This is a genomic window from Devosia sp. Micro-HW1 (assembly GCF_056341075.1).
Map to the genome: position 1 here is coordinate 3,408,805 of NZ_CP094375.1, position 25,898 is coordinate 3,434,702.

The following is a 25,898-nucleotide window of genomic DNA, read 5'->3' on the forward strand; positions in this document are numbered from 1 at the left end:
CCCGATCAGCCTATTCCGGCTTGTGCCGCGCCTTGCCGTCCTTGTCGAAAATGATCCCGGCGCTGGCGTCGAAGGCCAAGGCAAAGCTCTGCCCGATCGAGAGGCTGTGGTCGCCATCGAGTACGGCCAGCCACGAATTGCCCGAGGGCAGGGCGATGTTGACGATGGTCTCGTTGCCCAGCCGCTCCACCAGCACGACCTGGCCCACGATCGTGCCCGACGATGCATTGGTGAGCTCATGCGGGCGGATGCCCAGGGTCACGGTGTCGCCCACGCGGATACCAGCAGGGTCAGCCGGAATGGCGACCGGCGAAATGTCCTTGCCCGCAATGGTCACGCTGTCGGCGGCAACGGCCTGAACCGAAACGTCGATGAAGTTCATCTTCGGAGAGCCTATGAACCCGGCAACAAACAGATTGGCCGGTTTTTTGTAGAGCTCGATTGGGCTGCCCACCTGCTGCACCACGCCGCCATTGAGCACGACGATCTTGTCGGCCAGGGTCATGGCCTCCACCTGGTCATGCGTCACATAGATCATGGTAGCGCCCAGGTCGTTGTGAAGCTTGCTCAGCTCCATGCGCATGTCGACGCGCAGGGCCGCATCGAGATTGGACAGCGGCTCGTCGAACAGGAAGACTTCAGGCTGGCGCACGATGGCGCGGCCGATGGCGACACGCTGGCGCTGGCCGCCCGAAAGCTGGCTCGGCTTGCGGTCGAGCAGGTGTTCCATTTGCAGGATACGGGCGGCGTCGCGGATCTTCTTGTCGCGCACATCCTTGGGCGTGCGCGCCAGCTTCAGCCCGAAGCCCACATTGTCGTAGACCGTCATATGCGGGTAGAGCGCGTAGCTCTGGAACACCATGGCAATGCCGCGGTCGCGCGGCTCGACATGGTTGACCACCCGGTCCCCGATGACGAGTTCACCACCGGTAATGTCTTCAAGGCCCGCAATCATCCGCAAGAGGGTGGATTTGCCGCAGCCCGAAGGGCCCACGAACACCACGAACTCGCCATGCTCGATATTGAGGTCGACACCTTTGATGACCTCGACGCCGCCGTAATTTTTGCGCAGCGATTTCAGTTCCAGCCCGGCCATATCAGTTATCCCTTGACGGCGCCTGCGGTCATTCCGGCCACGATCTGTCGATTGAAGAACATGAAGACGATCAGCGGCGGAATGGTAATGAGCAGGATATTGGTGAAGAGCAGGTTGTAGGCGGTGTTGAACTGGCTCTGGAAATTATAGAGCGTCAGCTGCACCGTCGCATTCTGGTTGCCCGGCAGGTAGTAGAGCGGGTTGGTGAAGTCGTTGAAGATACCCACCGACTGCACCACGATATTGGTGACGGTCACCGGCCAGAGCAGCGGCAGGATCACCCGGAAGAAGACGTCGAGCGGCCGCGCGCCGTCGATCACCGCCGCCTCGTCCAGCTCGCGCGGAATGGTGGCGATGAAGGCCCGGTAGAGGATGATCGAGAAGGGCAGGTTATAGGCCACCTGGATCAGCACCATGCCATGGAGCGTCCCGAAAAGTTTTAGCCCCTGCAGCAGCCAGATGGTCGGCACCACGGCGGGCGGGATCATCAACCCGGCCAGGATCAGGAATTCGATCAGCCCGTTGAAGCGCGTCTTGCGCCGCGCCAGCACGAAGCCGACCATGGCTGCCAGCACGATCAGCAGCGTCACGCTTGCCACGGTGATCAGGGTGGAATTGACGAAGGCCGTGACCATCATCCAGTTCCGTGTCTGCACCACCTCGACCACATTGTCCCAGAGATGGAAGCCATTGGGCCAGGAAAAGTCGCGCAGGGCCGATTGCTGGCGGTCCTTGAAGGCCATCAGCACGATGAAGATGAACGGGATCACGAAGACCACGAAAGTCGCGGCAATGGCGGCAACGCCGCCCAAAAAAGAGGCGCGCTTCATCATTCGTGACCCTGCTTGCGATTGAGGAACATGGTCAGCGGCACCACCAGCACGGCGATGAGCACGAAGAGCACCACATTGCCCGCGGTCGAGAGGCCATAGAAGCCGGCCTGGTACTGCTTGTAGATCACCGAGGCCACGGTGTCGGAGGCAAAGCCCGGCCCGCCCTTGGTCATCGCCCAGATCAGGTCAAAGGTACGAAGGCCGCCGATGAAGGAGAGGGTGATGACGGTCGCCGTTGCCGGGCGGCAAAGCGGCAGCGTCACATAGAAGAAGTTCTGCAAGGGCGTTGCGCCGTCGATGCGCGCGGCCTCGTAATAGTCCTTGGGAATAGCCACGAGCCCGGCAATGTAGATGACGGTGGCAAGTCCCACGCCCTTCCACACATCCACCAGCGCCACCGAATAGAGCGCCAGGTTGGGGTCGACTAGCCAGCCCGGACCCTTGATGCCGATCATGGCCAGACCCTGGTTGATGGCGCCGGCGGTTGGGTGCATCAAGACGGTAAAGGTGATGCCCACGCCGACAGTGGACACCAGCACCGGGAAGAAGATGACCGAGCGGAGATAGCCGCGCGCCATGATCTGGCTGGTCAGCATCACCGCCAGCAGCATGCCGATGACCACCTTGAGGCTCGATGTCACCACGGCGTAGATCACCGTGTTGACAAGGCCCTTGATCAGGAACGGCTCGCGGAAGAACTGGATGAAGTTGTCGAGCCCGATGAACGTCGAGTCGAACAGCGTCCATCGCGTCAGGCTGAAATACAGCGAGGCAAAGGTCGGCGCCAGGAACAGCACCGAATAGATGATGGCTGCGGGCAGGAAGAACCAGCCCGGATAGGGCGAGCGCGAACGCAGTTGCCGCTTTTCGGGCGGGGCTTCGGCTACACCGGCAATGCTTGAAACAGCCATCGCCTTCTCCTCGGAAAGTGGAATGGCCCGGGGTGCCGCAAAGCATCCCGGGCCGCATCATGACACGTGGTTACCAGCCGGCAAGGCCAAGCTGCTGGGCCTGCTTCTTGACGTCCTCGTCATAGAGCGCGGCGCCCTCGGCGGCCGGGCGGATGCCGGAGCCGACTTCAACCGTGATCTGCTCGAGCGCCGGGCCCTTGACCGGGCTGAGGAACTCAAGCGCCGGAGCGTTCTGGCCGCCTTCCTGGAAGTAGGGCAGCATGTCGGCCAGGGCCGGCGGCACGTCGTCGGGCAGGGTGCAGCCCTCGATCATGTAGGGGCCGGTGGCGCCAACGGCTTCATTGCGGATGTCGCAGCCTTCGGGCGAACCGATGAAGCCCACGAAATCCTTGGCCAGATCAGGGTTCGCCGTGGACTTGGCGATGTAGATCGAGTCCGGCATCCAGGTGGTCAGGCCGTTGCTCTCGGCGCTGTCACCGGGCTGGGCGAAGAAGCCCACGTCCTGGAGGTTGTCGGGCAGGGTTTCGGCAATGGCGCCGATGCCGAAGGTCAGCATCGGATAGTGCGCGCCTTCGCCGGTGGCGACCATGCGCAGGCCATCGGGATAGGTCGCCGCGCCGAAATCGGCGTTGAGGTAGCCCGCTTCATAGACTTCCTGCAGCTTTTCAAAGCCGCGCAAGGCTGCCGGGGAGGTGGCGAACTTGGCTTCGTTGGCGGTGAACTTCTCGGCAAAGTCCGGCTCGGCGGCCAGGACGTTGAAGAAGTCGGCCAATACGAACAGCTGGCTGGTCCAGGTCTCGCCATAGGTCTGGATCACGGCCGTCTTGCCGGCAGCCTTGATCTTTTCATTATTGGCCATGAACTCGTCCCAGGTCGTTGGGATTTCGAGGCCAAGCTCTTCATAGATCGGCTTGTTGTAGAAAATGCCGCCGCCCATCGCCGGGGCAAACGGGGTGCCATAGACTTCCCCGCCGGCCGAAACCACCGACTTGAAGCTGTCCTGGATGCCGGCCTGCCAGGGCTCGTTGGTCACCGGCAGGAGGTTCTGGGTCGGGTTGATGGCCTGGAACAGCGAGCCCGAATTGTAGAAGAACACGTCGGCCATGGCGCCGGTGGCCAGGCGTGTCTTGACGATATTGTCGCCTTCACCGCCACCCGGGCGCACTTCGATGTCGATGCTCACATCGGGGTTCTTCTCGGTATAGGCGGCCACCCAGGCTTCGGCGACGGCCACCGACTGCGGGCCGTTGTCGATCAGGAATGTCAGGTTGCCGGACTGCTGGGCGCTGACGGCACTGGCCGACAGCATCAGCCCTAGCGTGCTGGCGCCCATCAGGGCGATGAGTTTGGTCTTGGTCATGGTCTTCCTCCCTGGAAAACCCGCATTGTGCGGGCAGTGGTTAGTCCTCGGATACCCGCCCTCAGGGCGTGTTGGCATTCACCAGCGACTTCTGGCGCGCGGTGCGCTTGGGCGCGGTGTAGTTGAAAGTGACGACGTGCTTGCCGGCGGTCAGGGCGGCCTCGGTGCCGCTTACTGCTGCTCCGTCGAGCATGGCGTCGCGATAGGTCTCGGCGAGCTTCAGCACGCCCTTCGATCCCGCCGGAACCTCGATTTCGTAGCGCACGGCTTCGCCCTCGATGCTCCATTCTGCGCGGACGAGGCCGGCCGGGCTCTGGTGGTCCGCCTTGACCGGCGACAGGTCGGGCAGGATCAGCGGCTCGAAGATCACGGTCTTGAAGGCGGGGTCCTTTTCGTCCGGACGGAAGCCGGCAACCCCTTCGAGCAGCCACTGGCAGACGGCGCCATAGGCATAGTGGTTGTAGGAATTCATCTGCGGATTGTAGATCGTGCCATCGGCCTGGATTGCGTCCCAGCGTTCCCAGATCGTGGTGGCGCCCATCTTCACCTGATAGAGCCAGCCCGGCACTTCCTCCTGCAGGAACACTTCGCTCGCCAGACCCCATTCGCCAATTCTGATCAGCGCCGGAAGCAGAGCGGGAGTGCCGATGAAGCCGGTGCCGATACGCCCTTCGGCGCGGGCAATGGTGTTCTTGAAATAGCCCTTGGCCGCTTCAAACTTGTCGGTGGGAATGAGGTCGTGGACGATCGCCAGCGCATAGGAGGTCTGGTCGTCATAGGCCAGGCGCCCCGAAGTGGTGATGAATTCACGCTGGAAGGCGGTCTTCACCTCCTCGGCCATCTGCGTGAGGCGCTGCGCAATGGCGGCGTCGCCGACGATCCGGGCAATCTCGGCAACCTGCTTGGCCGCGATATAAAGATAGATCGTGGCCGCAGCATCGTCGCCAATGGTCGGCAGCGGCTTGGCGCTCGGGCCCTTGGGCTGCAGCCAGTCGCCGAACGAGAAGCCACGGGCGCCCCATTCGCGCGGTGGGTTGACGATGGGACCATCGCTGATCGACCAGACGAAATCGACCCAGCGCACCATATTGGGCAGCACTTCCTTGAGGAAAGCCGTGTCGCCATAGTGCAGGTAGACCTGCCAGGGCACCTGGTAGATGGCGTCGCCCCAGCCGGTTGAGCCGAAAAAGCCTGGATAGTGTTCCGGCTGCATGCGGGTCGGGTCGGGGCAGACATGGGGCACCGCGCCGTCGTCGCGCTGATCGACCATCAGGTCGCGCACCCATTTATGGAAGAAGCCATGCACATCGCCCAGATAGGCAGCCGTGCCGGCAAAGACCTGCGCATCGCCGGTCCAGCCCAGGCGCTCGTCGCGCTGCGGGCAGTCGGTCGGGACTTCGATGAAATTGCCGCGCTGGCTCCAGAGCGTGTTGAGGAACAGCCGGTTCACCAGCGCATTGCCCGAGGTGAAGCTGGCCTTCTGCTCAGTCACCGAGCTGATCGGGATCGACTTGATGTCGATGATCTCAGCGTCACCCTCCACGGTCACGCGGGCATAGCGGAAGCCCTGGAAGGTGAAGTGCGGGCGGTAGCTTTCCGTGCCTGTGCCGGCCAGCACATAGGTGATGGTGGCCTCGGCGGTGCGGTAATTGACGTTGTAGAAATTGCCGTCCTTGTCGAGCACTTCGGCATGCTCGACCTTCACCACCGCGCCGGCAGAACCGGACACCTCGATGGCGACATAGCCGCCGACATTCTGCGCAAAGTCGAAAACTGTGCGACCCTCGGCATCGGTCCAGGTCTTGTTTGCTGTGAGCGGCGCCAGTTCGCGCACCGGCGTCGTTTCGTGCGCCACAAGGCGGGCCGTATCGAAGCTGATCGCTTCTGTGCCGGCCGATACCTTCGGTGCGATGCGGGCGTCAAAGGTTTCGCCGAAATAGATGCCCGACTTGCGGATCGGCAGCTCGCCGCTTTCCCAGCTGGCATCGGTGACCAGGATTGGCTCGGCATCATCAGGCGCGCTGCGCAGCTCGACCATGGCGGCGATTTCGCTGCCCCAGGTATTGTAGATCGGGTGCTTGCCCCACATCAGCGCCGAGCGCAGCCAGCCATCGCCCAGCCAGATTTCGATGCGGTTTTCGCCCGCCACCAGCAGCGAGCCCACGTCGTAGGTCTGGTAGCTCAGACGCGCATCATAGGCCGTCCAGCCCGGCGTCAGCACGTCCTTGCCGACTTTGGTGCCATTGATGAAGGCCACATAGAGCCCGAGCGCTGTAACATCGAGCACTTCGCTGCCCGAAACCGTGTCCAGGTGGAACGTCTTGGCGACAAAGCTCGCCGGCGTGCCGACGCCCCTGTCGGCAAGCGGACGCACCATCTTGGCGACCCAGTTACGCGACGGCGATCGCGAGCCGGAAGCCAGCTCGGCGGCAGTTTCATTCAACACGGCGTAGTCTCCTCGACAGCTTGGATTGCTGTTGTAAACTGTTCTACGTGTAGCGTTCTACAAAATGACGGCGTTTGCAATAGGGAAATTGGGCGGCTATGCGATGGAGCGGAGGAAAGTTGTCATGAGTGAGCGGAAGACCAGCAGGCCGGGCAGGGTCACCATCCGGGAAGTGGCGGAGGATGCCGGCGTCTCCGTGGCTGCCGTCTCCAAGGTGTTGCGCGATGCCTATGGGGTGAGCGATGCACTGCGCGAAAAAGTGCGCACCTCCATGGGCAAGCTCAACTATCGCCCGCTCGCTTCGGCGCGCGGACTGCGTGGCCGCACCTATACGCTCGGGCTGATTTTTCCCGATCTGCGCAATCCCTTTTTCGGTGATGTCTTTGCCGGCGTGAACTCGGCGCTCGAGCGCACGCAGTATCAGGCCATGCAGGGCATCAGTACCTCCATCGAGGCTCTGGCCGAGGCCATGATCGACCGGCAGATGGATGGCATCATCCTCATCGGCCCCAATGAGCAGCCGGCCTATCTCAGCGAACTCGCCCTGCGCAAACCCATCGTCGCCATCGGCCATCACGACGACCTGACGCCCATGCCCTTCGACACGGTCAACAACGATGACCAGCTCGGCGCGCGCCTTGTGGTTCGCCACCTCATCGCCAATGGCCACCGCAAGATCGCCATGCTGAGCCTGCTGCAGCAGCCCTCCACGGTGGTGCGCGAGCGCGAGCTCGGCTATCGGCTCGAAATGATGGAGCAGGGGCTGGGCGCCGACATCAATGTGGTGCGTGCGACCCAGGTGGCCCGCGACGTGCAATTGAGCGTCAAGCGCCTGCTCGAAAGCCCCGATCGCCCCGACGCCATCTTCTGCTGGACCGATCTCATGGCCTTCGAGGCCATCAGCGTCGTCACCGAAATGGGCCTCTCCATCCCTGATGACGTGGCCATCGTGGGCTATGACAACACCATGTATTGCGATTTCGCCCAGAACCGGCTGACCAGCGTCGATCAATCCGGGGAACTGTTGGGTCTCCAGGCCGCGCGCCTGCTCATCGAACGCATCGAAGGCCGCACCGAAGCCGAACACTTCGTCGTCACCCCCCGCATCGTCGCCCGCGCCAGCTCCCGCAAGCGGGGCTGACACTTCACCTCTCCCTCTGGGGGAGAGGTCGGCGCGTAGCGCCGGGTGAGGGGGCCTTGTGCATGGAGATGGGCCTGGCCGCCCTTGGCCAGCTCACCCCCGCCCTCACCCCTTCCGCACCCGTATCGCCAGATACGGCCTCACCGGCAGCTTCACCGCGAAAGCCGCATCAGGCTCCTTCTTCAGCACCACCGCGCCATGCCGCACCGAATGGTTCTCCGGCGCCGCCACACGCTCGGCCGGCGTCACCGTCATGGCCCAGGTGTCGATCACGTCTACCTGGTAGGTCCCATCATCCTTGGGCAGGCCATAGGGCCAGATTTCCGGCTGGTGCTCGCCGAGATAGATGATGGTTGTGTCGCCATCGCGCGCCGCCGAGACCCGTCCGGCAAAACGCATCCCGGTCTCGATCGGCTCGAAGCCGTTGCGCGCATCCTCTTCGAGCAGGTCGCGCATGAAGCCGATGCGCTTCCATGCCTCGCCGCGCAATTCGCCGCCCTTGGCCCACCAGATGAGATCCTCGGGGTGGCGATAGGTTTCGCCATGCCCGGCATAGCCCCCGCGCAGCACCGTGGTCCAGAACCGGCCTACCAGCTCTTCTGCCGAGATATTGCCCCAGGCCTCGGTGATATTGCCCTCATATTCGGGCTCGTCATTGACGACCGGCTTGCCATAGGCGGCGCGCCATTCACCGGTCCGCTTCACATCCCAGTGCTGGATGCACACATGGCTCACCCAGGCCTTGCGGTGATCGTAATTGGCCTTGGGGTCGCCGTTGTGGATCGAGCGCAAATGCCCATAGGGGTCGTTTTCCTCGATGATGTGGAAGTATCGATCCCATTGCCGCATCGGCTTGGTGTCGAGCATGAAGTCATATTCATTGGCCAGCGCCCACCACACATTGTGATAGGCCGCCAGCCGCGCCGTCGCATAGGCGAAATAGCGGTAGTCCTGCTCTTCGCTCATGCCGGCATAGCCCCAGCGGTCATAGGGGTGGAGCATGATGATGTCCGCCTGGATGCCCAATGCGCCCAGCGCCGCGACTTGGCTTTCGAAATGCCGGAAGGCCTCCGGATTGGGCCGGTCGAAATCGAGATTGCCCGCCGCGTCGCGCTGATAGACGTCATGCAGCGGCTCATTGGTATTGTATGGGTAGTCCTTTGGAAAAATGCCCATGCGGATCTTGTTGAACCGCGCCCTTTCCAGCGTCGCCAGCGTCTTGTGCTGCTCGCTGAGCGGCTGATGCGTCCAGGCATAGCAGGTCGTGCCAAAACTCAGGAACGGCGTGCCATCGGCATGGGCGAAGTGAAAGCGGTTGGCCACCTGCACCGGCCCATGATTGCCCGTTCGCGGCCCCGTCACTTCCACTGCGCCCGTCCGTCCGTCCAGCTCCGCAACATTGGACTTGGTTACAAACTCCCAGCTGCCCGGATTGTCGGGCATGAAGCGGACCTTGTAGACCCCCTCGCCATCATAAAAACCGGGGACCCGCACCACGCGCCCACGCTGCCGAAACTCTGCCTCCAGGCTCACGTCCATGAAAGGATTGCCGGCGCTCGGCCCGGCAAGCTCAGCTTCAAACATGTCCCACTGGGCAATGGTTTGGGTCATTTGGTAGTCCACTCCATTTGCGCCACCCACAGCGTCATTCCGGCGAAGGCCGGAATCCATATCCGTAGGTGGCCACATGCATCCAGCGTTGGAATTGTACCGCGCATGGATCCGGCCTTCGCCGGGATGACATCGCCATCATCTCCTCGACATCCCCAATCTCTGGTTCCATCGTCACCACCGGGCTTGACCCGGTGGTCCACCTCGCACCGCACTGGATTGCCCGGTCAAGCCGGGAAATGAAGAAAAGCGACGCTGCTTGTGTTGCAGGAGACTCATCACCCCCAAAAAAAGGCCGGACCCTGCGGCCCGGCCCCTACACGTCGGGGAGGACGATTAGCTGGCCAGTGCGAAAGTCTCGAGGCTGCCTGCATTGCTCGCGTCGATGAGCACGCAGTCCATCGAGATCTTCTCGTCTTCGCCGGTCGAGCCTTCCTTGAGATACTTGTCGGCCAGTTCCACGGCCCACTGGGCCTGGCGGTAAGCCGGCTGCAAGACGGTGGCGTGGATCTTGCCCGCGGTAATGGCGTCGCGGACGTCGTTGGAGCCGTCAAAGCCCACCACGATCACGTCGTTGCGGCCGGCCGCTTCCAGCGCGGCGAGCGCACCCATGGCCATCGTGTCATTGCCGGCGATCACGCCCTTGATGTCCGGATTGGCCTGCAGGATCGATTCCATCTTGGTGAAGGCCTCGGTCTGGCTCCAGTTGGCCGACTGCTGGGCAACCATCACCATGTCAGGATACTGGTCGATCACGTCGTGATAGCCCGAGGAGCGGATGCCGGCATTGGTGTCGGACTCCTTGCCCACGAGTTCGACATAGTTGCCGGCCTCGCCCATGGCTTCGACGAAGGCTTCCGCGCCCAGCGTGGCGCCTTGGTAGTTGTTGGACACGATCTGTGCGGCGGCGACGCCGGTGGCGTTGATTTCGCGGTCGATCAGGAAGCTTGGAATGCCCGCATCCTTGGCCTTCTGCACGGCGGCCACCGAAGCGTCGGCCCCGGCATTGTCGAGGATGATGGCCTTGGCGCCTGCGGCAATGGCCGAGTCGATCAGCTCGTTCTGCTTGTTGGCGTCGTCGTCATGCGAATAGACCTGGGTCGTGTAGCCCAGCTCTTCCGCCTTGGCTTTGGCGCCGTCGGCCTCTGCCTTGAAGAACGGATTGTCGTGGCTGGGCGTGATGATCACGATCAGGTCCTGCGCCGCAGCGGGCATGGCCATCGCCACGCCAGCCATCGCAGCCAGAGCCAGCGCAGCAAGTGTCTTGTGCAGTTTCATTGTGGTCCTCCGGTTGACCCTGTCAGGGTCGGTTTCGCAAACGTTGCCTTTTCGGCTACTTCGTATTTTTTGCGTTTGTTGATGGTTACAAATCAAATGCGAAGGAGTCAATGAGATCGAATTGGGGCCAGCCACGATTCTCTCACGCTCTGCCCATAGCGAGGTGATGCCACGCGCTAACAGCGTGCTAGCAAATTGGGTGAAAGGGGCCGGTGCGGTCATCCGCAGAAATCGCGGGGATTTGAAACCAGTTGTCAGCGGCAATGCATGCGCCGATCACCCGCCCTCGGTCCCTCCCCATCAAGGGGAGGGAGACGCAGGACCGAAACGTCAATGTTCATCCCTCCCTCCCACATGTGGGGAGGGCAAGCAAAGCTTGGCGACGAAGGAGCCTGGCGGCGCTAGGGTGGGGGTGTCTTTAGGTGCCGCCTACCTGGCGATGATGACCTCGATGCCGCGCCGTTCAAACTCGGCCCGGTCCGCATCGGAAATGCCTTCATCAGTGATGAAGCCGCCAATCAGGTTGATCGGACCCAGCGAGGAAAACGAGGTCCGCCCGATTTTGGAACTGTCGGCCACCAGATACACCTTTGAGGCCGCCTTGATCATCGCCCGCTTGACATAGAGGTCGGCCATGGCGGGAAAAGTCAGCCCCGCTTCGAACGACACGGCAGCCGTGGCGAGAAACAGTTTTTCGGCAAAGATGCCGGTGAAGAAATCACCCGATTTCTCGCCCGTCACCGAGAGCGTTGGCGCCTTGAACAGCCCACCCGACAGATGCACAGACATCGAAGGCAGGGCGCCCAGGGTCAACGCGATATTGATGGCATTGGTGATGACGTTGAGGTTCTGGTGCCCGACCAGCGCGTTGGCGATCTCGGTCGTGGTCGAGCCGGAGTCGAGAATGATTGTGTCGCCATTGCCCACCAGGGCGGCGGCGGCCCGGCCGATCCGCTTCTTGGCATCCATATTGGTCAGGTGCTGCAGCGACATCGACTGCACCTGCTGCGGCACCGATTTCAGATACGCCCCGCCATGCTCGCGCACCACATAGCCGTCATTGTCGAGCCTTTCGAGGTCCTGGCGGATCGTGGCTTCCGAGACGGCAAAAGCCACGCTGAGGTCGCGCACGCGGGCGCTGCCTTCCTCTTGCAGCCATTCAAGAATTTTCATGCGGCGCGGTTCGGCCAGCAGGTTCTGGCGCGTGGTCTCCGCCGCCGCCTTGCGGCCCCTGCTTGCCCTGGTCTCGGCCAATCTCGGCTCCTGCATGATTGGATCCGGCTCTGCTGAGTCGGATGCCAGTTACACGGTCGTCGGCGCAACCTATGTCAGCGACGCCGCCACCGAAAGCCCGGAGGTCCAAAACTCCCCGAAAACCTCAGCCCTGGCGGGTGTTGGCGGCCAGGCGTCGCTGCAACTGGTCCAGCACGACCGCAGCAATGATGACCAGGCCCTTGATCACCATCTGCCAGAACTCCGACACCCCCATCATCACCAGTCCGTCGCTGAGCACGCCAATGACGAAGGCGCCGATGATGGTCCCGCCGATCAGACCGCGCCCGCCCGAGAGCGACGTCCCGCCCAGCACTGCTGCAGCAATGGCGTTGAGTTCGAAGGTCTCCCCGCTCGCCGGGTGGCTGGCCACCAGCTGCGACGAGACAATCAGCCCCACCACCGCGGCGCAGAAGCCGGAAATCATGTAGACGGCGATCTTGATGCGGTCGACGCGCACGCCCGAAAGGGCCGCCGCCCGTTCATTGCCGCCCACCGCATAGACCTTGCGGCCAAAGGGCGTGCGCTGCGCAACATAGGCGGCCACCAGCGCCAGCACGATGAGGATGAGCACCGATACCGGAATGCCCAGAACATTGCCCGAGCCGATGATCGGATAGCCCTGATTGCCCAGTTCTTCCTTGCCCACGAGGTTGGAGAAGGTCGACCCGCCCGACAGTAGCAGCGCCGCGCCGCGCGCCACATAGAGCGTGCCCAGCGTGGCGATGAAGGGTGCCACCCCCAGTTTGGTGACAAGGAGCCCGTTTATCGCTCCGATCGCCGTACCCACCAGCAGGGCGATGCAGATCACCTCCAGCACATTGGGATAGATGATGATGTCCAGCATCGGCAGTTGCAGCCCATGAGCGAGCAGGCCCCCGGCCACCATGCCGGTCAGGCCCACGATCGAGCCCACGCTGAGGTCGATGCCTCCGGTCAGGATGACGTAGGTCATGCCGATGGCCAGGATCGCGTTGATCGCCACATGCTTGGAAATGATGATGGCATTGGCCACCGAGACGAAGTTCGGCGCCATCAGCGCGAAGAACAGCGTCACCGCGATCAGCGCGATGAAGGTGCGCAGTTTGAGCACCAGCAGCAGGGCCGACTGAGTGCCATTGGCGCCGGATTTTGCGGGAACGGTAGCAGTGGACATCATGGCTCCTCAGGCAAAAGCCGGTTCTTCGGTTTTGAGTGTTGAAGCGCGCACCAGCGCCTCGTCGGTGGCCTCTTCGGCCCGCAGGTCGGCGGTGATCCGGCCATAGGCCATCACCAGGATCCGGTCGGCCACGGCATGGGTCTCTTTCAGATCCGAGGTCGTGTAAACGACGCAGAGCCCCTGGTCGGCCAGGTCCCGCATGGTCGAGAACACCTCGGCCTTGGCGCCGATATCGATGCCACGGCTGGGCTCGTCGAGCAGCAGCACGCGTGGTTCAGTGAGCAGCGATTTGCCGATGACAACCTTTTGCTGGTTGCCGCCCGACAGCGAGGTGATGGGCGCATCCGGCCCGGCCGTCTTGATCCGCAGCTGCTCGATCACCTGCCTGAGGAGCGGCGCTTCCTCGGCCTTGGAAATCGAGAAGAATTTCGTGAAACGCTTGAGGCTGGCAATGCCCAGATTGCCGCCCACCGAAAGGTTCTGCAGCAGGCCGTCGCGTTGCCGGTCCTCTGGCACCAGCACCAGTCCGGCCTTCATGCGGCTGGTGATCGAATGTCCGCCCAGCTCGATCCCGTGGAGCCGCACCGAGCCCCTGGCATTGCGCCGGAGGCCATAGAGGCTCTCGAACAGCTCCGTGCGTCCGGCGCCGAGCAGGCCATAGATGGCGGTGATTTCCCCTGATCGAAACGACACCGACACATCGTCGAGTGCGAGGCCCTGGCCGCGCCCGGGCAGGGACAGGGCGTTCACTTCGAGAATGGCCGCCCCCACCGCAACGGCCGCAGGGCGCTTGGCCACCACCTCGCCGGCGCCCAGCATCTTTTCGATGATCCAAGGAATGGTCACTTCCGCGCGCCCGGCGGTGGCGGCCAACTTGCCGTCGCGCAACACGGTGAAATGGTCGCCGATGCGGATCAACTCTTCCAGGCGGTGGGAGATGTAGATGATGGCGACACCCGAGCGCTTGAGTTCGCCGATCACCTTGAACAGCACTTCCACTTCCGATGCGGAAAGCGCCGAAGTGGGTTCATCCATGATCAGGATGCGCGCATCCTCGGCCAGCGCCTTGGCGATTTCGACGATCTGCTGTTCGCCGATCATCAGGTCGCCCACCAGCGCGTCGGGGTCGATATCGTGCTCGAGCCGCCCGATCAGTTCGCTCGCCCGCGCCTTCTGCGCCGCCCGGTCGATATGAAAACCGGCTCTGGTAATGTCACGACCGAGGAAAATGTTCTCGGTAACGCTGAGATTGAGGCAGAGATTGAGCTCCTGGAAGACGATGCCGATCCCATGCTTGGCGGCATCGCGGATCGAGCCGAAACTCACCGTCCCGCCATCCATGGTGATCGTGCCCAGCGTCGGCTGCTCCACCCCGGCGAGGATCTTCATCAGCGTCGATTTGCCTGCGCCATTCTCCCCGATCAGCACATTGACTGCCCCGGCATGGACGTCGAAATCCACCTCGTTGAGCGCCAGCGTGCCCGGAAAGGCCTTGGTGATGCGGCGCGCCGAAAGGACCACGTCGCTCATGGCGCGGCCTTTTCCAGGATGACCGGGGTGATCTGCAACCGGTCCGACGCATTGGCCATGCTGATCGAGCCGGTAAAGGTCACGCCATCGCCAACGGCGAGGGTTTCGGAGATTGGCGCGACCCCGGACAGCGCAATCGCCGTCAGCGCCTTGCCGGCATCGGCAAATTCAAGCTGGTTGGTAAAATCCTGGAACGACACGAAGGGCAGGGCGTCACGCACCGCATTGCCGCGAATGACCGGCCCGATCTGCAGCACCACCGGCTCGGGCAGTCCCTCGACGGTCACGTCCAGCGTGCCGGCCCGCGATTCGGTATTCTTGGCCGCGACGACGCCCGTGCCGGTCACCACGAAGGCCCATGGCGAACCCTCACCCGGCCGATAGCCAAATTCCGCCCCCGCCGCCGGCAGGTCTGCCACTATGGCCGGCACCACCTCCGTCACCGGTCGTGCCGATTGCGCAAAATGCGGCAGCGCCTGCTCGCTCCAGAGCCCTTCGGCATAGGCGGCAGCATTGAAACCAGCGGGCGCCGCGGCCTCCTGGTCAGCGATCTGCACGATCTTGCAGCCCGAAAGGGGCAGGGCAAGGGCCAGCGTCACGGCCATGCGGGCCAGCCACTGTTTTCCCATTGTGGCACTCCTCATTCGCAACTTCACATTGCGATTATTTTCGTTTTGCCCATGACCAACACGCAACACCGCCCCTGTCAATGCTGTGCCCAGCAAGGAATGGGCCCAATATTGTTGTTAAGTCACTGGATCAAAATGGCAAAATACAAAACGCAAAAAATCGCGAATTTTCTCATTGCCAGGACCGCTGGCCGGGCGGTACGTTTACGGCACATGTCAGGCCGGCCGAAGTGCCGCGACAGGAAAGTTTTTCGTGACCTCAACCGCCCCAGATTTCAGCAACGACCTGGTTGCTCCCATTGCCGCTCAGGCGCTGTGGATTCGTCGCCGCAGCTTCCAGATGGTCTATGAGGCCCAGCAGGGCCATCCCGGTGGGGATTTCAGCGCCACCGACATCCTCGCCACGCTCTATTTCGGGGTCATGCGCTACGACCCGGCCAATCCGCGCGATCCCCGGCGCGACCGCTTCGTCATGAGCAAGGGCCACTGCACCGGTGCCTTCTATTCGGTGCTCGCCCGCGCCGGCTATTTCCCCGAGGCCGACCTCTCGACCTATATGGAGCCGTTGAGCAAGCTCAACGGCCACCCCAACCGCAACTATCTGCCCGGCGTCGAAACCAATACTGGTCCGCTCGGCCATGGCTTGCCCGTCGCGACCGGTATTGCCATTGCCGGCCAGATCGACAATGCCGATTTCCGCACCTTCGTCCTCACAGGCGATGGCGAATTGCAGGAAGGCAGCAATTGGGAAGCGGCGCTCACCTGCGCCCATCGCAGATTGGAAAACCTGACCCTCATCATCGACCGCAATCGTCTGCAGCAGGGCGCCCGCACCGAGGACACCGCCTCGCTCGACCCGCTCGACGACAAGTGGCGCGCCTTCGGCTGGCATGTGGAAGTGGTCGATGGCCACGATCATGCCGCGCTGCTCGAGGTCCTCTCCGCCTCGCCCAAGGGGCGCGGCAAGCCGCTCTGCGTCATCGCCAATACGGTCAAGGGCAAGGGCGTCAGCTACATGCATGACAATGTCGCCTGGCATCATGGCGTGCCCAACAAGGAACAATACGAACAAGCCATGCGGGAACTGGTCTGATGAGCGCTGCCGCCCCCTCCAAGTCCGGTTTCTTCGATTGCCGCGACAGCTTTGCCTCAACCATCGAGGAACTGGCCGAAGCCGATCCGCGCATCGTCACCGTGGTCAGCGACAGCGTCGGCTCATCCAAGCTCGGCAATTTCCGCAAAAAATTCCCCGATCGCATGGTCAATGTCGGCATTGCCGAACAGACCCTGGTCGCCGTCGGCGCCGGCCTCGCCAATGGCGGCAAGGTGCCCTTCGTCTCTGCCGCCTCCTGCTTCATCACCGGCCGCGCCCTTGAGCAGGTCAAGGCCGACATCGCCTATTCCAATGTCAACGTGAAGCTCATCGGCCAGTCCTCGGGCGTCGCCTATGGCGAGCTGGGCCCGACCCACCACTCCATCGAAGATCTCGCCTGGCTGCGTCTCTTCAACAATCTCAAACTCATCGTTCCGGCCGATCCCTGGCAGACCGCCGAAGCCATCAAGGCTGCGGCTGCTTATGATGGTCCGGTCTTCGTCCGCGTCAGCCGTATGGCCGTGCCCGCACTGGAGCGCCCGGCGGGCGCCGTCTTCGAGATCGGCAAGGCCGAGACGCTGGTGGAAGGCAGTGAAGCGACCATCATCGCCAATGGCACCATGGTGCACCGCGCCGTCGCCGCCGCCAGGGCGCTCGCCGCCGAAGGTATCTCCGCCCGCGTCGTCAACATGGCCACGGTCAATCCCCTCGACGAAGCCGTCATCGCCTCTGCCGCCGAAACCGGCGCCATCGTCACCGTGGAAGAACATTCCGTGCGCGGCGGGCTCGGGGGCGCCGTGGCCGAAGTCGTCATCGGCACTAATCCCGTACCCATGCGCATTCTCGGCTTCCCCGGCTTCGTGCCGACAGGCTCGGCCGAATGGCTCTTTGACCACTTCGGCCTCAACGCATCAGGTATCGCCGACGCCGTTCGCCAGACCATCGCCCGCAAGAAATGACCTCAGGCCTGATCCTCGCCATCGACCAGGGCACGACCAACACCAAGGCTTTGCTGGTGGATGCCTCGGGTCGCGTGCATCACCAGGCCTCGGTGCCGAACGTCGTCACCTATCCCCAGCCCGGCTGGGCCGAGCAATCGGCCACTGCGCTGGTCGATGGTGTAAAGCAGGTGATATCAGACGTCGTGGCCAGGGCCGGTAACGCCGAAATCCTTGGCATCGGCATCTCCAACCAGCGCGAATCCATTGTCGTCTGGGATGCCGCGACGGGCGAGCCCATCGGCCCCTGCATCATCTGGCAGTGCCGCCGCTCCGCGCCCAAATGCGATGCCCTCCGTGCCGCCGGACACGCCGACGCCATCGAGGGAAAAACCGGTCTCGCCCTCGATCCGCTCTTCCCCGCCGCCAAGATTGCCTGGCTGCTCGACAATGTCTCCGGCGCCCGCAGCCGCGCCAAGGCCGGTGAACTCCGCGTCGGCACGGTCGATTCCTGGCTCCTCTGGATGCTCACCGGCGGCGCAGTCCATGCCACCGACCACTCCAACGCCTCCCGCACGCAGCTCTTCAATACCGGGACGCTGAGCTGGGACGCCGATCTCTGCGCCCTCTTCGATGTGCCGCTCTCCATGCTGCCCGACGTGCGCTCCTCCGATTCCGAGTTTGGCCGTGTCGCCGCCGGGGTCTGTGCCCTGCCTCCTGGTACGCCGGTACGTGCCATGATCGGGGATTCCCACGCAGCCCTTTTCGGTCATGGCGTTCGCGCGCCGGGCACGGTCAAAGCCACCTATGGCACGGGCACCTCGCTGATGGCGCTGACGCCACAGCGGGTGCGCTCGCGCCACGGCATGTCCAGCACCATCGCCTGGAGCCAGAACGGGGTCGTGCAGCACGCGCTTGAGGGCAATATTTCCGTCTCCGGCCAGACCGCCGCCTTCGTCGCCGAACTGCTGGGCCTGCCCGACGCCGCCGCACTTTCGGCCCTCGCCGAAACCGTCCCCGACAGCAATGGCGTCGCCTTCGTTCCGGCCCTTGTCGGTCTCGGCGCACCCTATTGGCGCAGCGACGCTCGGGGGACCATCACCGGCATGACGCTGGGCACCAGGCCGGCGCATCTCGCCCGTGCCGCGCTGGAAGCCATCGCCTTCCAGGTCGCCGATGTCTATTTGGCCATGGAAGCCGATATGGGGTCTGATCTCGGGGAACTCCGTGCCGATGGGGGCGCCTCGCGAAACCCTGTCGTGATGCAGTTCCAGTCCGACATTCTCGACCGCCCGGTCGCCGCTGCCGCCGCGCCCGAAGTCAGTGCCCTTGGCGCTGCCGCTCTGGCCTTTGCGTCTCTCGGCATGGCCATGCCCGGCGTGCCGGCAGCCGGTCATTTCGCCCCGCAGATGGACGAGCCGACCCGCAAAAATCATCGCCAGCGCTGGGCATCCGCCGTGACCCAGACGCTCGCCATCAACGATAAGCAGACTTCCGGAGGAACAACATGACCACCCCACGCTTCGGCGCCGGCATCTGGCACTTCGCCACCTATCTCGATCGCTATGCCACCGATGGTTATGGCACGCCACGCACCATCATCGACGCCATCGATCTCGCCGGCCAGGTCAGGGACCTCTCGGTCGTCGACCTCAACTGGCCCTATTTCGGCGGCGAGTTCTCCAACGCCGAGATCAAGACCGCGCTCGACCGGAACAATCTCTCCGTCATCGGCATCACGCCCGAGATTTACACCCGCGACTTCGTCAAGGGCGCCTTCACCAATCCCGATGCCGGCATCCGCCGCAAGGCCCACGAACTCGTCACCGCCGCCTGCGACGTGGTCCGCTTCCACAAGGCCGACTATGTCAAGCTCTGGCCCGGCCAGGACGGCTGGGACTATCCCTTCCAGGTCGACTACTCGACCCAGTGGCAGCGCTCGCTCGACGGCGTCGGCCAGCTCGCATCCGAAAATCCGGACCTGAAGTTTGTCATCGAATACAAGCCGCGCGAGCCGCGTGTGCGCATGAGCTTTGGTTCGGTCGCCCGCACCATTCTCGGCATCGAGAAGATCGGCCTGCCCAATGTCGGCATCCTGCTCGATTTCGGCCACGCCATCATGGGCGGTGAATCCGCCGCCGACAGCGCCCAGCTCGCCATCGACCACGGCCGGCTCTTCGGCATGGACGTCAACGACAATTACCGCTCCTGGGACGACGACCTTGTCGCCGGCAGCCTTCACCCCATCGAGCTGTTCGAGTTCTTCTACGTGCTCAAGAAGAACAAGTGGGAAGGCGTCTGGCAGCTCGACCAGTTCCCGTTCCGCGAAGACTCCGTCGCCACGGCCACCCATGCCATCGACTTCCTCAAGGCCGCCGCCAGGGGCCTCGACGCCCTCGACATCCATGCCCTCCAGGAAGCCCAGAGCCGTCACGACGCCATCGGCGCATTGAAGATTGCCCAGAAGGCGCTCTTCGGCGCCATGTGACGCCCCGCCCGCGCTCGACCCATTTGGGGGTCGCGAACACCAGTTCGCGGCCCCTTTCTCATGGCTATATTGCCTGCTCAATTGATTCGATTTTTAGCCACCCGCAAACGCTCCCTTTACATCGGTGTGACTAGATTGATCTCCTCTGCATCAGGGGATGGATCATGCTGGCGGGCGATACAGAATTATTGCTCCGTATACAGACAGAAGTCTTGGAGGCTGTTGCGCGGGGCAGGCCACTGGGCGATGTCGGCACCATTCTGTGCCGGCAGATCGAGGCCATCACGTCAGGCGTCACCTGTTCCATTCTGCTTGTCGATGAACAGGGCAAGGTGCATCCGCTGGCGGCGCCAAGCCTGCCGCACGCATTCTCCGCCGCCGTGGATGGCGCGCCTATCGGTCCAAGTGCCGGCTCCTGCGGCACCGCCGCCTGGCGCAGGGAACCCGTCATCGTCACCGATATTGCCAACGATCCGCTCTGGGCCGATTACAAGGGGCTGGCGCTGCCGCTTGGCCTCGTCGCCAGCTGGTCGAGCCCCATTCTCGATGCGCAGGGGCAGGCCATGGCCACCTTCGCCTTTTATTACGACACATGCCGCGGCCCTACGGACTTCGAGCGGCAGATCGTGGAGACCTGCCTGCATCTGTGCGCCCTGGCCATCGAGCATGATCGCGTCCACGCCCGCAACCGGCATCTCGCCTTCTACGACGCCCTAACCGACCTGCCCAACCGCGCCCTTTTCAACGATCAGCTCGCGGCCCATACGCGGCTCGGCAAGCCCTTTGGCCTGCTGCTTCTCGACATCGATCACCTCAAGCTGGTCAACGATAGTATCGGCCACGCCGCCGGCGATGCGCTCATTCGCGCCATTGCCGAGCGCCTTTGCGCCTGCCGGCCGGAAATCCTGCCCTGCCGTTTGGGTGGCGATGAAATGGCCATGCTGGTCGATGGCTGTTCCAGCCATGCCGCGCTCGAAGCCGTGGCCGAGCGCGTCCTTGCCGCTGTCTCCGGCATGGTCAGCGTCGGCGACCAGAGCGTCGATGCCCATGTCACCATGGGTGGTGCCCTGTTCGGCGTCGATGGGGCCGACCCCGATACGATCTGTCAGAATGCCGATTTTGCGCTCTATCAGGCCAAGCAGACCCATCGCGGCGGCTATGTCGGGTTCCGTCCCGATCTGCGCACCGCCATTGTCGAGCGCATTGCCAGCGTCCGCCAGGTGAGCAGCGCCATGGCCGAAGGCCGGCTCATTCCGCATTACCAACCCATCGTGCGGCTCGAAACGGCCGAGATCGTCGGGCTCGAGGCCCTCGCGCGTCTGGTCATGCCCGATGGCACGGTTGTGTCAGCCGGGGCCTTTTCGGCCGCGCTCAGCGATCCGCGCATCGCCTATCAATTGACCGGACAGATGTTCGAACAGGTCGCCCGCGACGTGCGCTTCTGGCTCGATGAAGGCATTCCCTTCCAGCATGTGGGCGTCAATGTCACCACCGGCGATTTCCTGCGCGGCGATCTGGCCGAGCGCCTCACCACGCTCTTTGCGGCCCGCAAAGTGCCGCTCAGCCATATCGTGCTCGAGGTCAACGAGTCCGTTTTCATGGGTGGTGCGGACCAGTCCGTGGCTCGCGCCGTCGAGGCGTTGCGTGACCAGGGCATCCTTGTCGCGCTCGATGACTTCGGCACCGGCTTTGCCTCGCTGACCCACCTCCTCAGCTTCCCGGTCGACGTCATCAAGATCGATCGCAGCTTTGTCGACAGGCTGGGCAGCGATCAGCCCAGCGAAGTTGTGGTCCGCGCCATTCTCGAAATTGCCCGGCGCCTCGACATGCGGGTGATCGCCGAGGGCATCGAGACCAGCCAGCAGGTCTCGGCCCTGCGCCAGTTCGGCTGCCTGATGGGGCAGGGCTATCTGTTCTCCCGTCCGGTGCCGGCAGAAGACATTACCCAGTTGCTGCGCCTGTTCGGCCAGAAGCAGCCCGTCCGCCGCCGCGCCCAGGCCAGCTGATCCGCCAGCGCAAAAAACAAGGCCCGGATTCCTGGGGAGGAATCCGGGCCTTTGGCTCTGGCGGCTGCGCCACGGGTCGCTGGGGGAGGGGACCGCGCCCCGCATGCAGTTCTTGGCCGAGCACTTGGGAAGCGCGCCGGCTAGGGCGCCTGCTTCCTTGCCCAATGAGATAGGTGCGATTCCCCCGCGTTCAAGAGGGGCGCAGCGGGGACTAGATCAGGTTGGTCAGCAGGGTCGCGGCTACTGCCACCAGCCCGAAGGCGCAGAGCCCGGCCGCCACCAGCATGATGCGGGCCTGTTGCGCGTGCGCGCTGCGCCGCACCGCGCGTCTGATACTGTCTAGATCGCCATGGGTCTCAAGGTTGGCCATGTTCCGTCCCGCCGCTTGCGCGTTCTTCCGAACGCCTGAAGTCCTGCCGGGTCGCCGCCTTGCTGGGCTGTTCTCACCCTCTTCGCGTGAGCCTACGACGCGCCGTCCCGTGACCGAACCAAAGCCTTGGAACGCGGTTAATTTGTTTCAAACACGATCTATGTTCATCTTGTATGGAAGATATTGAAAACAGCCGGCGAACATGGCAAAACCCTGCCATGACCCAGCCAAGCCATCTCCATCCTGATCGTCTTTTTCCTGCTTCCGAGCCGGCGCAGTCCCATGCGCGCGATCTTTATCCTTCGGTCCGGGATCTTCCCATCGTCAGCCCGCATGGCCATACCGATCCGTCCTGGTTCGCCCAGAACGGGCGCTTTGCCAGCCCCACGGCGCTGTTCCTGACGCCCGATCACTATGTGCTGCGCATGCTCAAGAGTCGCGGCATTTCCTATGACGCGCTGGGCATTCCCCGCAAGGATGGCAAGCCCGTCGAGGCCGATGGGCACAAGGCGTGGAAGCTCTTTGCCGACAACTACTATCTCTTTGCCGGCACCCCCTCGAAGACCTGGATCGATCATTCCCTTCATGCCGTCTTCGGCATCACCGAGGAATTGTCCGGCGCCACTGCCGACAGCATCTATGATGCCATCGACGCAAGGCTGGCCTCGCCGGATCTGCTGCCGCGCGCCATTCTCGATCGCTTCAAGGTCGAGGTGATCGCCACGACCGAATTCGCGCTCGATCCCCTGACCCATCACCAGTCCATGCTCGACCAGGGTCTCATCGGCCAGGTCCGCACCACCTATCGCCCCGATGACGTCTGCGACCCCAGCCGCGCCGCCATTGTCGAGAACCTCAATACGTTCGGCGAACTGACCGGCGAGAATGTGTCCAACTGGGCCGGCCTCATCAACGCCCATCGCAACCGCCGCGAATATTTCCGCCGCTTCGGCGCCGTCGCCACCGACCATGGCGTGCCCACCGCCAGTACCGCCGATCTCTCGGCTCCGGAAAAGCAGGCTCTGCTCGACAGGGTCCTCTCCGGCAAGCACGACGCCAATGACGCGGAATTGTTCCGCGCCCAGATGATGACCGAAATGGCGCTGCTCTCGGTCGAGGACGGCATGGTCATGCAGATCCATGCCGGCTCCCGCCGCAATACCGATCCACTGCTCTTCGGCGAACGCGGTGCCGATCTCGGCGCCGATATTCCCGGCCCCACCGACTATGTCGGTGGCCTGCGCGCGCTTTTGAGCCGCTGCGGCAACGAGCCGAACCTGCGCCTCATCATGTTCGTCCTCGACGAAACCACCTATGCGCGCGAACTGGCGCCCATGGCCGGCTACTGGCCTTCACTGATGATCGGCCCGCCCTGGTGGTTCCACGACAGCCCGCAGGGCATCCGCCGCTATCTCGATCAGGTCGTTGAAACCGCGGGCTTCTACAATCTCGCCGGTTTCAACGACGACACCCGCGCGCTGCTCTCCATTCCCGCCCGCCACGATGTCTGGCGCCGCGAAGTCTGCGGCTTCTTGGGGACGTGGGTCGGCGAAAACCGCATCAGCAAATCCACCGCCCGGGACATCGCGGTGCATCTGAGCTACCAGGCCGCCAAGGACGCCTACAAGATCAAGTAAGCCTGATGCACCCCCACCCGACCTCCCCCTGAAACAGAGGAGGAGCTGCTCCGGTGCTTGCCGCAATGTTGAAGCAACCACGATGGTCCCTCCCCCTTCTACAGGGGGAGGCTAGCTGTCGAAGCTATGAAGGTTGTTCATTCGGAGAAGGACTGAGAAGCTGGGGTTGCGAAACCAATCCATCTGTCTCGGAGCTCCCCGAATGAACGTGCACAAGAATGCGCGCCTGACGCCCTCAGGTCGAGTGCTTTTGGTCAACCGTATGCAAGCAGGCTGGCCAGCCAAACGTGCCGCCGAGGCCGCCGGTGTGTCGTCTCGAACGGCGCATCGCTGGCTGGCGCGGTATCGTTCTGGCGACCGGCAGTTGCGTGACCGCAGCTCGGCTCCCCGTTATTGTCCGCATCGCCTGGCTCAGGAGCATGTTGCCGCGATCGCACAGCTGCGCCACCAGCGTCAAACCGGTCCAATGATCGCCCAGGCCCTGGGGCTGGCCCGCTCAACGGTGGGGCTGGTTCTGCGTCGGCTTGGACTGAACCGCCTGGACCGGCTGGACCCCAAGCCAGTGGCCGTCCGCTACGAACGCGAGCGTCCCGGCGAGTTGGTGCATATTGATATCAAGACCCTGGGACGCTTCAAACGCACGGGGCACCGCATCACGGGCGCGCGGATCGAGCACAACAGGGGGCGAGGCATTGGCTGGGAACATCTGCATGTGGCAATCGATGATGCGAGCCGGCTGGCCTATACCGAGGTGCTGCCCAGCCTGGGCAAGGAGGACGCCACCGCCTTTCTCAACCGGGCTGTGCGCTGGTTCGAGCGGCTCGGCGTGACCGTCGAGCGCATCATGACCGACAATGGCTCGGCCTATAGCTCAAAGCTCTTTGCCAACGCCATCCAGGCTGCCGGCATCCGCCATATCCGCACCCGACCCTACCGTCCCCAAACCAATGGCAAGGCCGAGCGCTTCATCCAGACTTCTCTGAGGGAGTGGGCCTATGCACAGCCATACGAGACCTCAGAACATCGCAAACAGGCCATCGGCCCTTGGACCGACGACTACAATCTGAACAGACCTCACTCCGCCATCGGCGGAAAAACTCCGTTCCAAAGACTGAACAACCTACTTGGAAACGACAGCTAGCTGGGGGTCTTCTCGAACCCGCCCCCGCCTCACTTCGATCACCTTCTCGCGCCAAGAGCGATTGCCCCGTCGAATCGACCGCCCGCTTCTGCTCTAATGGCGACATGATGAATCAGTCTCCCGCCGAAACGGCTCTTAGCCGCGCCATGATCCGCTGGTCGCTGACCAAGTCCACGCCCGTGGCCGAAACGCCGCGCAGCTGGATCTTCCGGGTCGAGCAGAACGGCCGCAACCTGGCCGCCCTCAAGATTCTAAAACCCGTCGTGGCCGAGGAAGAGGGCAGGGGGTCGCGCCTGCTGCAATGGTATGCCGGCGAGGGCGCTGCAACCGTGTTCGACATGCACGGCAATACCATCTTCATGGAATGGCTCGATGGCGGCACGCTGGGCGACGCCGTCCGCGCTGGCCGCGACGACGAGGCGACCATTGCCATCGCCACCCTGGTCGGCCAGCTGCATCGCCCGCGCGATGGCGAGCTGCCCGACTTGCAGCCGCTGCGGGAGCGCTTCGAGCCTCTGTTCAAATCCGACGTGCGGGCCTGGCCGCATACCGCGCGCGATCTTTATGCGCGCTCCAGCGGCATTGCCCTGCGCCTCTTCGACCGCCCGACCGCACTGGTGCCGCTCCATGGCGACCTGCATCACGACAATATCATGTCGTCCGGCCGGGGCTGGCTCGCCATCGACCCCAAGGGCGTGCTGGGCGATCCGGCCTACGAGCTCGCCAATGTCTTCATCAATCCCATCAATGCCAACAATATGGCGGCCGATCCGCAGCGCATCGCTGCCCGCGCCGACATCCTGTCACAGCGGCTGAATTATCCGCGCAAGCGCATCCTGGGCTGGGCCGCCGCCCACGCCGCGCTGTCCGCCTGCTGGGACCTGGCCGATGGCCAGCCCATAACGGGCCTTTTGGCCTGTCTCCCCAATCTCCTCAGTGCATACGACCAGGCCTGATCC

21 protein-coding genes are annotated in these 25,898 nt (G+C 63.3%); 9 read left to right on the top strand and 12 right to left on the bottom strand.

The window, feature by feature from the left end:
* Positions 1-10: 10 nt before the first annotated feature.
* The 5 genes from MQW79_RS16430 to MQW79_RS16450 all read right to left on the bottom strand — a co-directional run bounded on the left by MQW79_RS16430 (position 11) and on the right by MQW79_RS16450 (position 6,577).
* Complete coding sequence (locus MQW79_RS16430; protein WP_476585539.1) at positions 11-1,096, bottom strand: ABC transporter ATP-binding protein; 1,086 nt, start codon at positions 1,094-1,096, stop codon at positions 11-13.
* Between the two features lie 5 nt (positions 1,097-1,101).
* Positions 1,102-1,929 carry a carbohydrate ABC transporter permease gene (locus tag MQW79_RS16435; RefSeq protein WP_476585540.1) on the bottom strand — a complete coding sequence of 276 codons (828 nt, stop codon included), beginning with the start codon at positions 1,927-1,929 and terminating at the stop codon, positions 1,102-1,104.
* Positions 1,926-2,840, bottom strand: a complete 915-nt coding sequence (locus tag MQW79_RS16440; protein WP_476585541.1) for a carbohydrate ABC transporter permease — start codon at positions 2,838-2,840, stop codon at positions 1,926-1,928. Before MQW79_RS16440 ends, MQW79_RS16435 begins: the two co-directional genes overlap by 4 nt.
* A gap of 70 nt (positions 2,841-2,910) precedes the next feature.
* Positions 2,911-4,200, bottom strand: a complete 1,290-nt coding sequence (locus MQW79_RS16445; protein ID WP_476585542.1) for an ABC transporter substrate-binding protein — start codon at positions 4,198-4,200, stop codon at positions 2,911-2,913.
* 61 nt (positions 4,201-4,261) lie between these two features.
* Positions 4,262-6,577, bottom strand: coding sequence for an alpha-L-rhamnosidase (locus MQW79_RS16450; RefSeq protein WP_476588254.1), 2,316 nt, complete (start codon positions 6,575-6,577; stop codon positions 4,262-4,264).
* Between the two features lie 193 nt (positions 6,578-6,770).
* Between MQW79_RS16450 and MQW79_RS16455 the strand changes: the two genes are divergently transcribed.
* The gene (locus MQW79_RS16455; protein WP_476585543.1) at positions 6,771-7,787 is read left to right on the top strand and encodes a LacI family DNA-binding transcriptional regulator; all 1,017 of its coding nucleotides are present in this window, start codon (positions 6,771-6,773) and stop codon (positions 7,785-7,787) included.
* A gap of 105 nt (positions 7,788-7,892) precedes the next feature.
* Here the strand turns inward: MQW79_RS16455 and MQW79_RS16460 are convergent, their stop codons facing one another.
* The 6 genes from MQW79_RS16460 to MQW79_RS16485 all read right to left on the bottom strand — a co-directional run bounded on the left by MQW79_RS16460 (position 7,893) and on the right by MQW79_RS16485 (position 15,266).
* Entirely contained in the window at positions 7,893-9,398 is a 1,506-nt protein-coding gene (locus MQW79_RS16460) for a DUF5060 domain-containing protein (protein WP_476585544.1), read from the bottom strand.
* 336 nt (positions 9,399-9,734) lie between these two features.
* Complete coding sequence (locus tag MQW79_RS16465) at positions 9,735-10,676, bottom strand: substrate-binding domain-containing protein (protein ID WP_476585545.1); 942 nt, start codon at positions 10,674-10,676, stop codon at positions 9,735-9,737.
* A 429-nt stretch (positions 10,677-11,105) separates the two neighbouring features.
* Positions 11,106-11,930, bottom strand: coding sequence for a DeoR/GlpR family DNA-binding transcription regulator (locus MQW79_RS16470; RefSeq protein WP_476585546.1), 825 nt, complete (start codon positions 11,928-11,930; stop codon positions 11,106-11,108).
* Between the two features lie 124 nt (positions 11,931-12,054).
* The gene (locus MQW79_RS16475) at positions 12,055-13,104 is read right to left on the bottom strand and encodes an ABC transporter permease (protein ID WP_476585547.1); all 1,050 of its coding nucleotides are present in this window, start codon (positions 13,102-13,104) and stop codon (positions 12,055-12,057) included.
* Positions 13,105-13,113: 9 nt separating this feature from the next.
* Complete coding sequence (locus MQW79_RS16480; protein ID WP_476585548.1) at positions 13,114-14,637, bottom strand: sugar ABC transporter ATP-binding protein; 1,524 nt, start codon at positions 14,635-14,637, stop codon at positions 13,114-13,116.
* Positions 14,634-15,266, bottom strand: a complete 633-nt coding sequence (locus tag MQW79_RS16485) for a DUF2291 family protein (RefSeq protein ID WP_476585549.1) — start codon at positions 15,264-15,266, stop codon at positions 14,634-14,636. Before MQW79_RS16485 ends, MQW79_RS16480 begins: the two co-directional genes overlap by 4 nt.
* Before the next feature lie 340 nt (positions 15,267-15,606).
* Here MQW79_RS16485 and MQW79_RS16490 point away from each other — a divergent pair, with 340 nt between their 5' ends.
* The 5 genes from MQW79_RS16490 to MQW79_RS16510 all read left to right on the top strand — a co-directional run bounded on the left by MQW79_RS16490 (position 15,607) and on the right by MQW79_RS16510 (position 21,791).
* Entirely contained in the window at positions 15,607-16,359 is a 753-nt protein-coding gene (locus MQW79_RS16490) for a transketolase (RefSeq protein ID WP_476588255.1), read from the top strand.
* Positions 16,359-17,318, top strand: coding sequence for a transketolase family protein (locus MQW79_RS16495; RefSeq protein WP_476585550.1), 960 nt, complete (start codon positions 16,359-16,361; stop codon positions 17,316-17,318). The genes MQW79_RS16490 and MQW79_RS16495 overlap by 1 nt, the downstream gene beginning before the upstream one ends.
* A complete protein-coding gene (locus tag MQW79_RS16500) occupies positions 17,315-18,808 on the top strand; it encodes an FGGY family carbohydrate kinase (protein WP_476585551.1) in 1,494 nt (497 codons plus the stop codon). Before MQW79_RS16495 ends, MQW79_RS16500 begins: the two co-directional genes overlap by 4 nt.
* Complete coding sequence (locus MQW79_RS16505) at positions 18,805-19,785, top strand: sugar phosphate isomerase/epimerase family protein (protein WP_476585552.1); 981 nt, start codon at positions 18,805-18,807, stop codon at positions 19,783-19,785. Before MQW79_RS16500 ends, MQW79_RS16505 begins: the two co-directional genes overlap by 4 nt.
* Positions 19,786-19,997: 212 nt before the next feature.
* Positions 19,998-21,791 carry a bifunctional diguanylate cyclase/phosphodiesterase gene (locus tag MQW79_RS16510; RefSeq protein ID WP_476585553.1) on the top strand — a complete coding sequence of 598 codons (1,794 nt, stop codon included), beginning with the start codon at positions 19,998-20,000 and terminating at the stop codon, positions 21,789-21,791.
* Positions 21,792-22,002: 211 nt separating this feature from the next.
* On the opposite strand, the gene MQW79_RS16515 is transcribed toward MQW79_RS16510, so the two are convergent.
* A complete protein-coding gene (locus tag MQW79_RS16515) occupies positions 22,003-22,161 on the bottom strand; it encodes a hypothetical protein (RefSeq protein ID WP_476585554.1) in 159 nt (52 codons plus the stop codon).
* A 218-nt stretch (positions 22,162-22,379) separates the two neighbouring features.
* On the opposite strand from MQW79_RS16515, the gene uxaC reads away from it, so the two are divergent.
* From uxaC to MQW79_RS16530, 3 genes are all read left to right on the top strand, one after another.
* A complete protein-coding gene (uxaC, locus tag MQW79_RS16520) occupies positions 22,380-23,798 on the top strand; it encodes a glucuronate isomerase (RefSeq protein ID WP_476585555.1) in 1,419 nt (472 codons plus the stop codon).
* 202 nt (positions 23,799-24,000) lie between these two features.
* Positions 24,001-24,939, top strand: coding sequence for an IS481 family transposase (locus tag MQW79_RS16525; protein ID WP_476585556.1), 939 nt, complete (start codon positions 24,001-24,003; stop codon positions 24,937-24,939).
* Between the two features lie 107 nt (positions 24,940-25,046).
* Positions 25,047-25,895, top strand: coding sequence for an aminoglycoside phosphotransferase family protein (locus MQW79_RS16530; RefSeq protein ID WP_476585557.1), 849 nt, complete (start codon positions 25,047-25,049; stop codon positions 25,893-25,895).
* Positions 25,896-25,898: the final 3 nt, after the last annotated feature.

Bases quoted from the DNA above. Each gene is read 5' to 3' on its own strand.
- MQW79_RS16430 (WP_476585539.1), bottom strand. From the start codon at position 1,096: ATGGCCGGGCTGGAACTGAAATCGCTGCGCAAAAATTACGGCGGCGTC.
- MQW79_RS16435 (WP_476585540.1), bottom strand. From the start codon at position 1,929: ATGATGAAGCGCGCCTCTTTTTTGGGCGGCGTTGCCGCCATTGCCGCG.
- MQW79_RS16440 (WP_476585541.1), bottom strand. From the start codon at position 2,840: ATGGCTGTTTCAAGCATTGCCGGTGTAGCCGAAGCCCCGCCCGAAAAG.
- MQW79_RS16445 (WP_476585542.1), bottom strand. From the start codon at position 4,200: ATGACCAAGACCAAACTCATCGCCCTGATGGGCGCCAGCACGCTAGGG.
- MQW79_RS16450 (WP_476588254.1), bottom strand. From the start codon at position 6,577: ATGGTGCGTCCGCTTGCCGACAGGGGCGTCGGCACGCCGGCGAGCTTT.
- MQW79_RS16455 (WP_476585543.1), top strand. From the start codon at position 6,771: ATGAGTGAGCGGAAGACCAGCAGGCCGGGCAGGGTCACCATCCGGGAA.
- MQW79_RS16460 (WP_476585544.1), bottom strand. From the start codon at position 9,398: ATGACCCAAACCATTGCCCAGTGGGACATGTTTGAAGCTGAGCTTGCC.
- MQW79_RS16465 (WP_476585545.1), bottom strand. From the start codon at position 10,676: ATGAAACTGCACAAGACACTTGCTGCGCTGGCTCTGGCTGCGATGGCT.
- MQW79_RS16475 (WP_476585547.1), bottom strand. From the start codon at position 13,104: ATGTCCACTGCTACCGTTCCCGCAAAATCCGGCGCCAATGGCACTCAG.
- MQW79_RS16480 (WP_476585548.1), bottom strand. From the start codon at position 14,637: ATGAGCGACGTGGTCCTTTCGGCGCGCCGCATCACCAAGGCCTTTCCG.
- MQW79_RS16485 (WP_476585549.1), bottom strand. From the start codon at position 15,266: ATGGGAAAACAGTGGCTGGCCCGCATGGCCGTGACGCTGGCCCTTGCC.
- MQW79_RS16490 (WP_476588255.1), top strand. From the start codon at position 15,607: ATGGTCTATGAGGCCCAGCAGGGCCATCCCGGTGGGGATTTCAGCGCC.
- MQW79_RS16495 (WP_476585550.1), top strand. From the start codon at position 16,359: ATGAGCGCTGCCGCCCCCTCCAAGTCCGGTTTCTTCGATTGCCGCGAC.
- MQW79_RS16500 (WP_476585551.1), top strand. From the start codon at position 17,315: ATGACCTCAGGCCTGATCCTCGCCATCGACCAGGGCACGACCAACACC.
- MQW79_RS16505 (WP_476585552.1), top strand. From the start codon at position 18,805: ATGACCACCCCACGCTTCGGCGCCGGCATCTGGCACTTCGCCACCTAT.
- MQW79_RS16515 (WP_476585554.1), bottom strand. From the start codon at position 22,161: ATGGCCAACCTTGAGACCCATGGCGATCTAGACAGTATCAGACGCGCG.
- uxaC (WP_476585555.1), top strand. From the start codon at position 22,380: ATGACCCAGCCAAGCCATCTCCATCCTGATCGTCTTTTTCCTGCTTCC.
- MQW79_RS16525 (WP_476585556.1), top strand. From the start codon at position 24,001: ATGAACGTGCACAAGAATGCGCGCCTGACGCCCTCAGGTCGAGTGCTT.
- MQW79_RS16530 (WP_476585557.1), top strand. From the start codon at position 25,047: ATGAATCAGTCTCCCGCCGAAACGGCTCTTAGCCGCGCCATGATCCGC.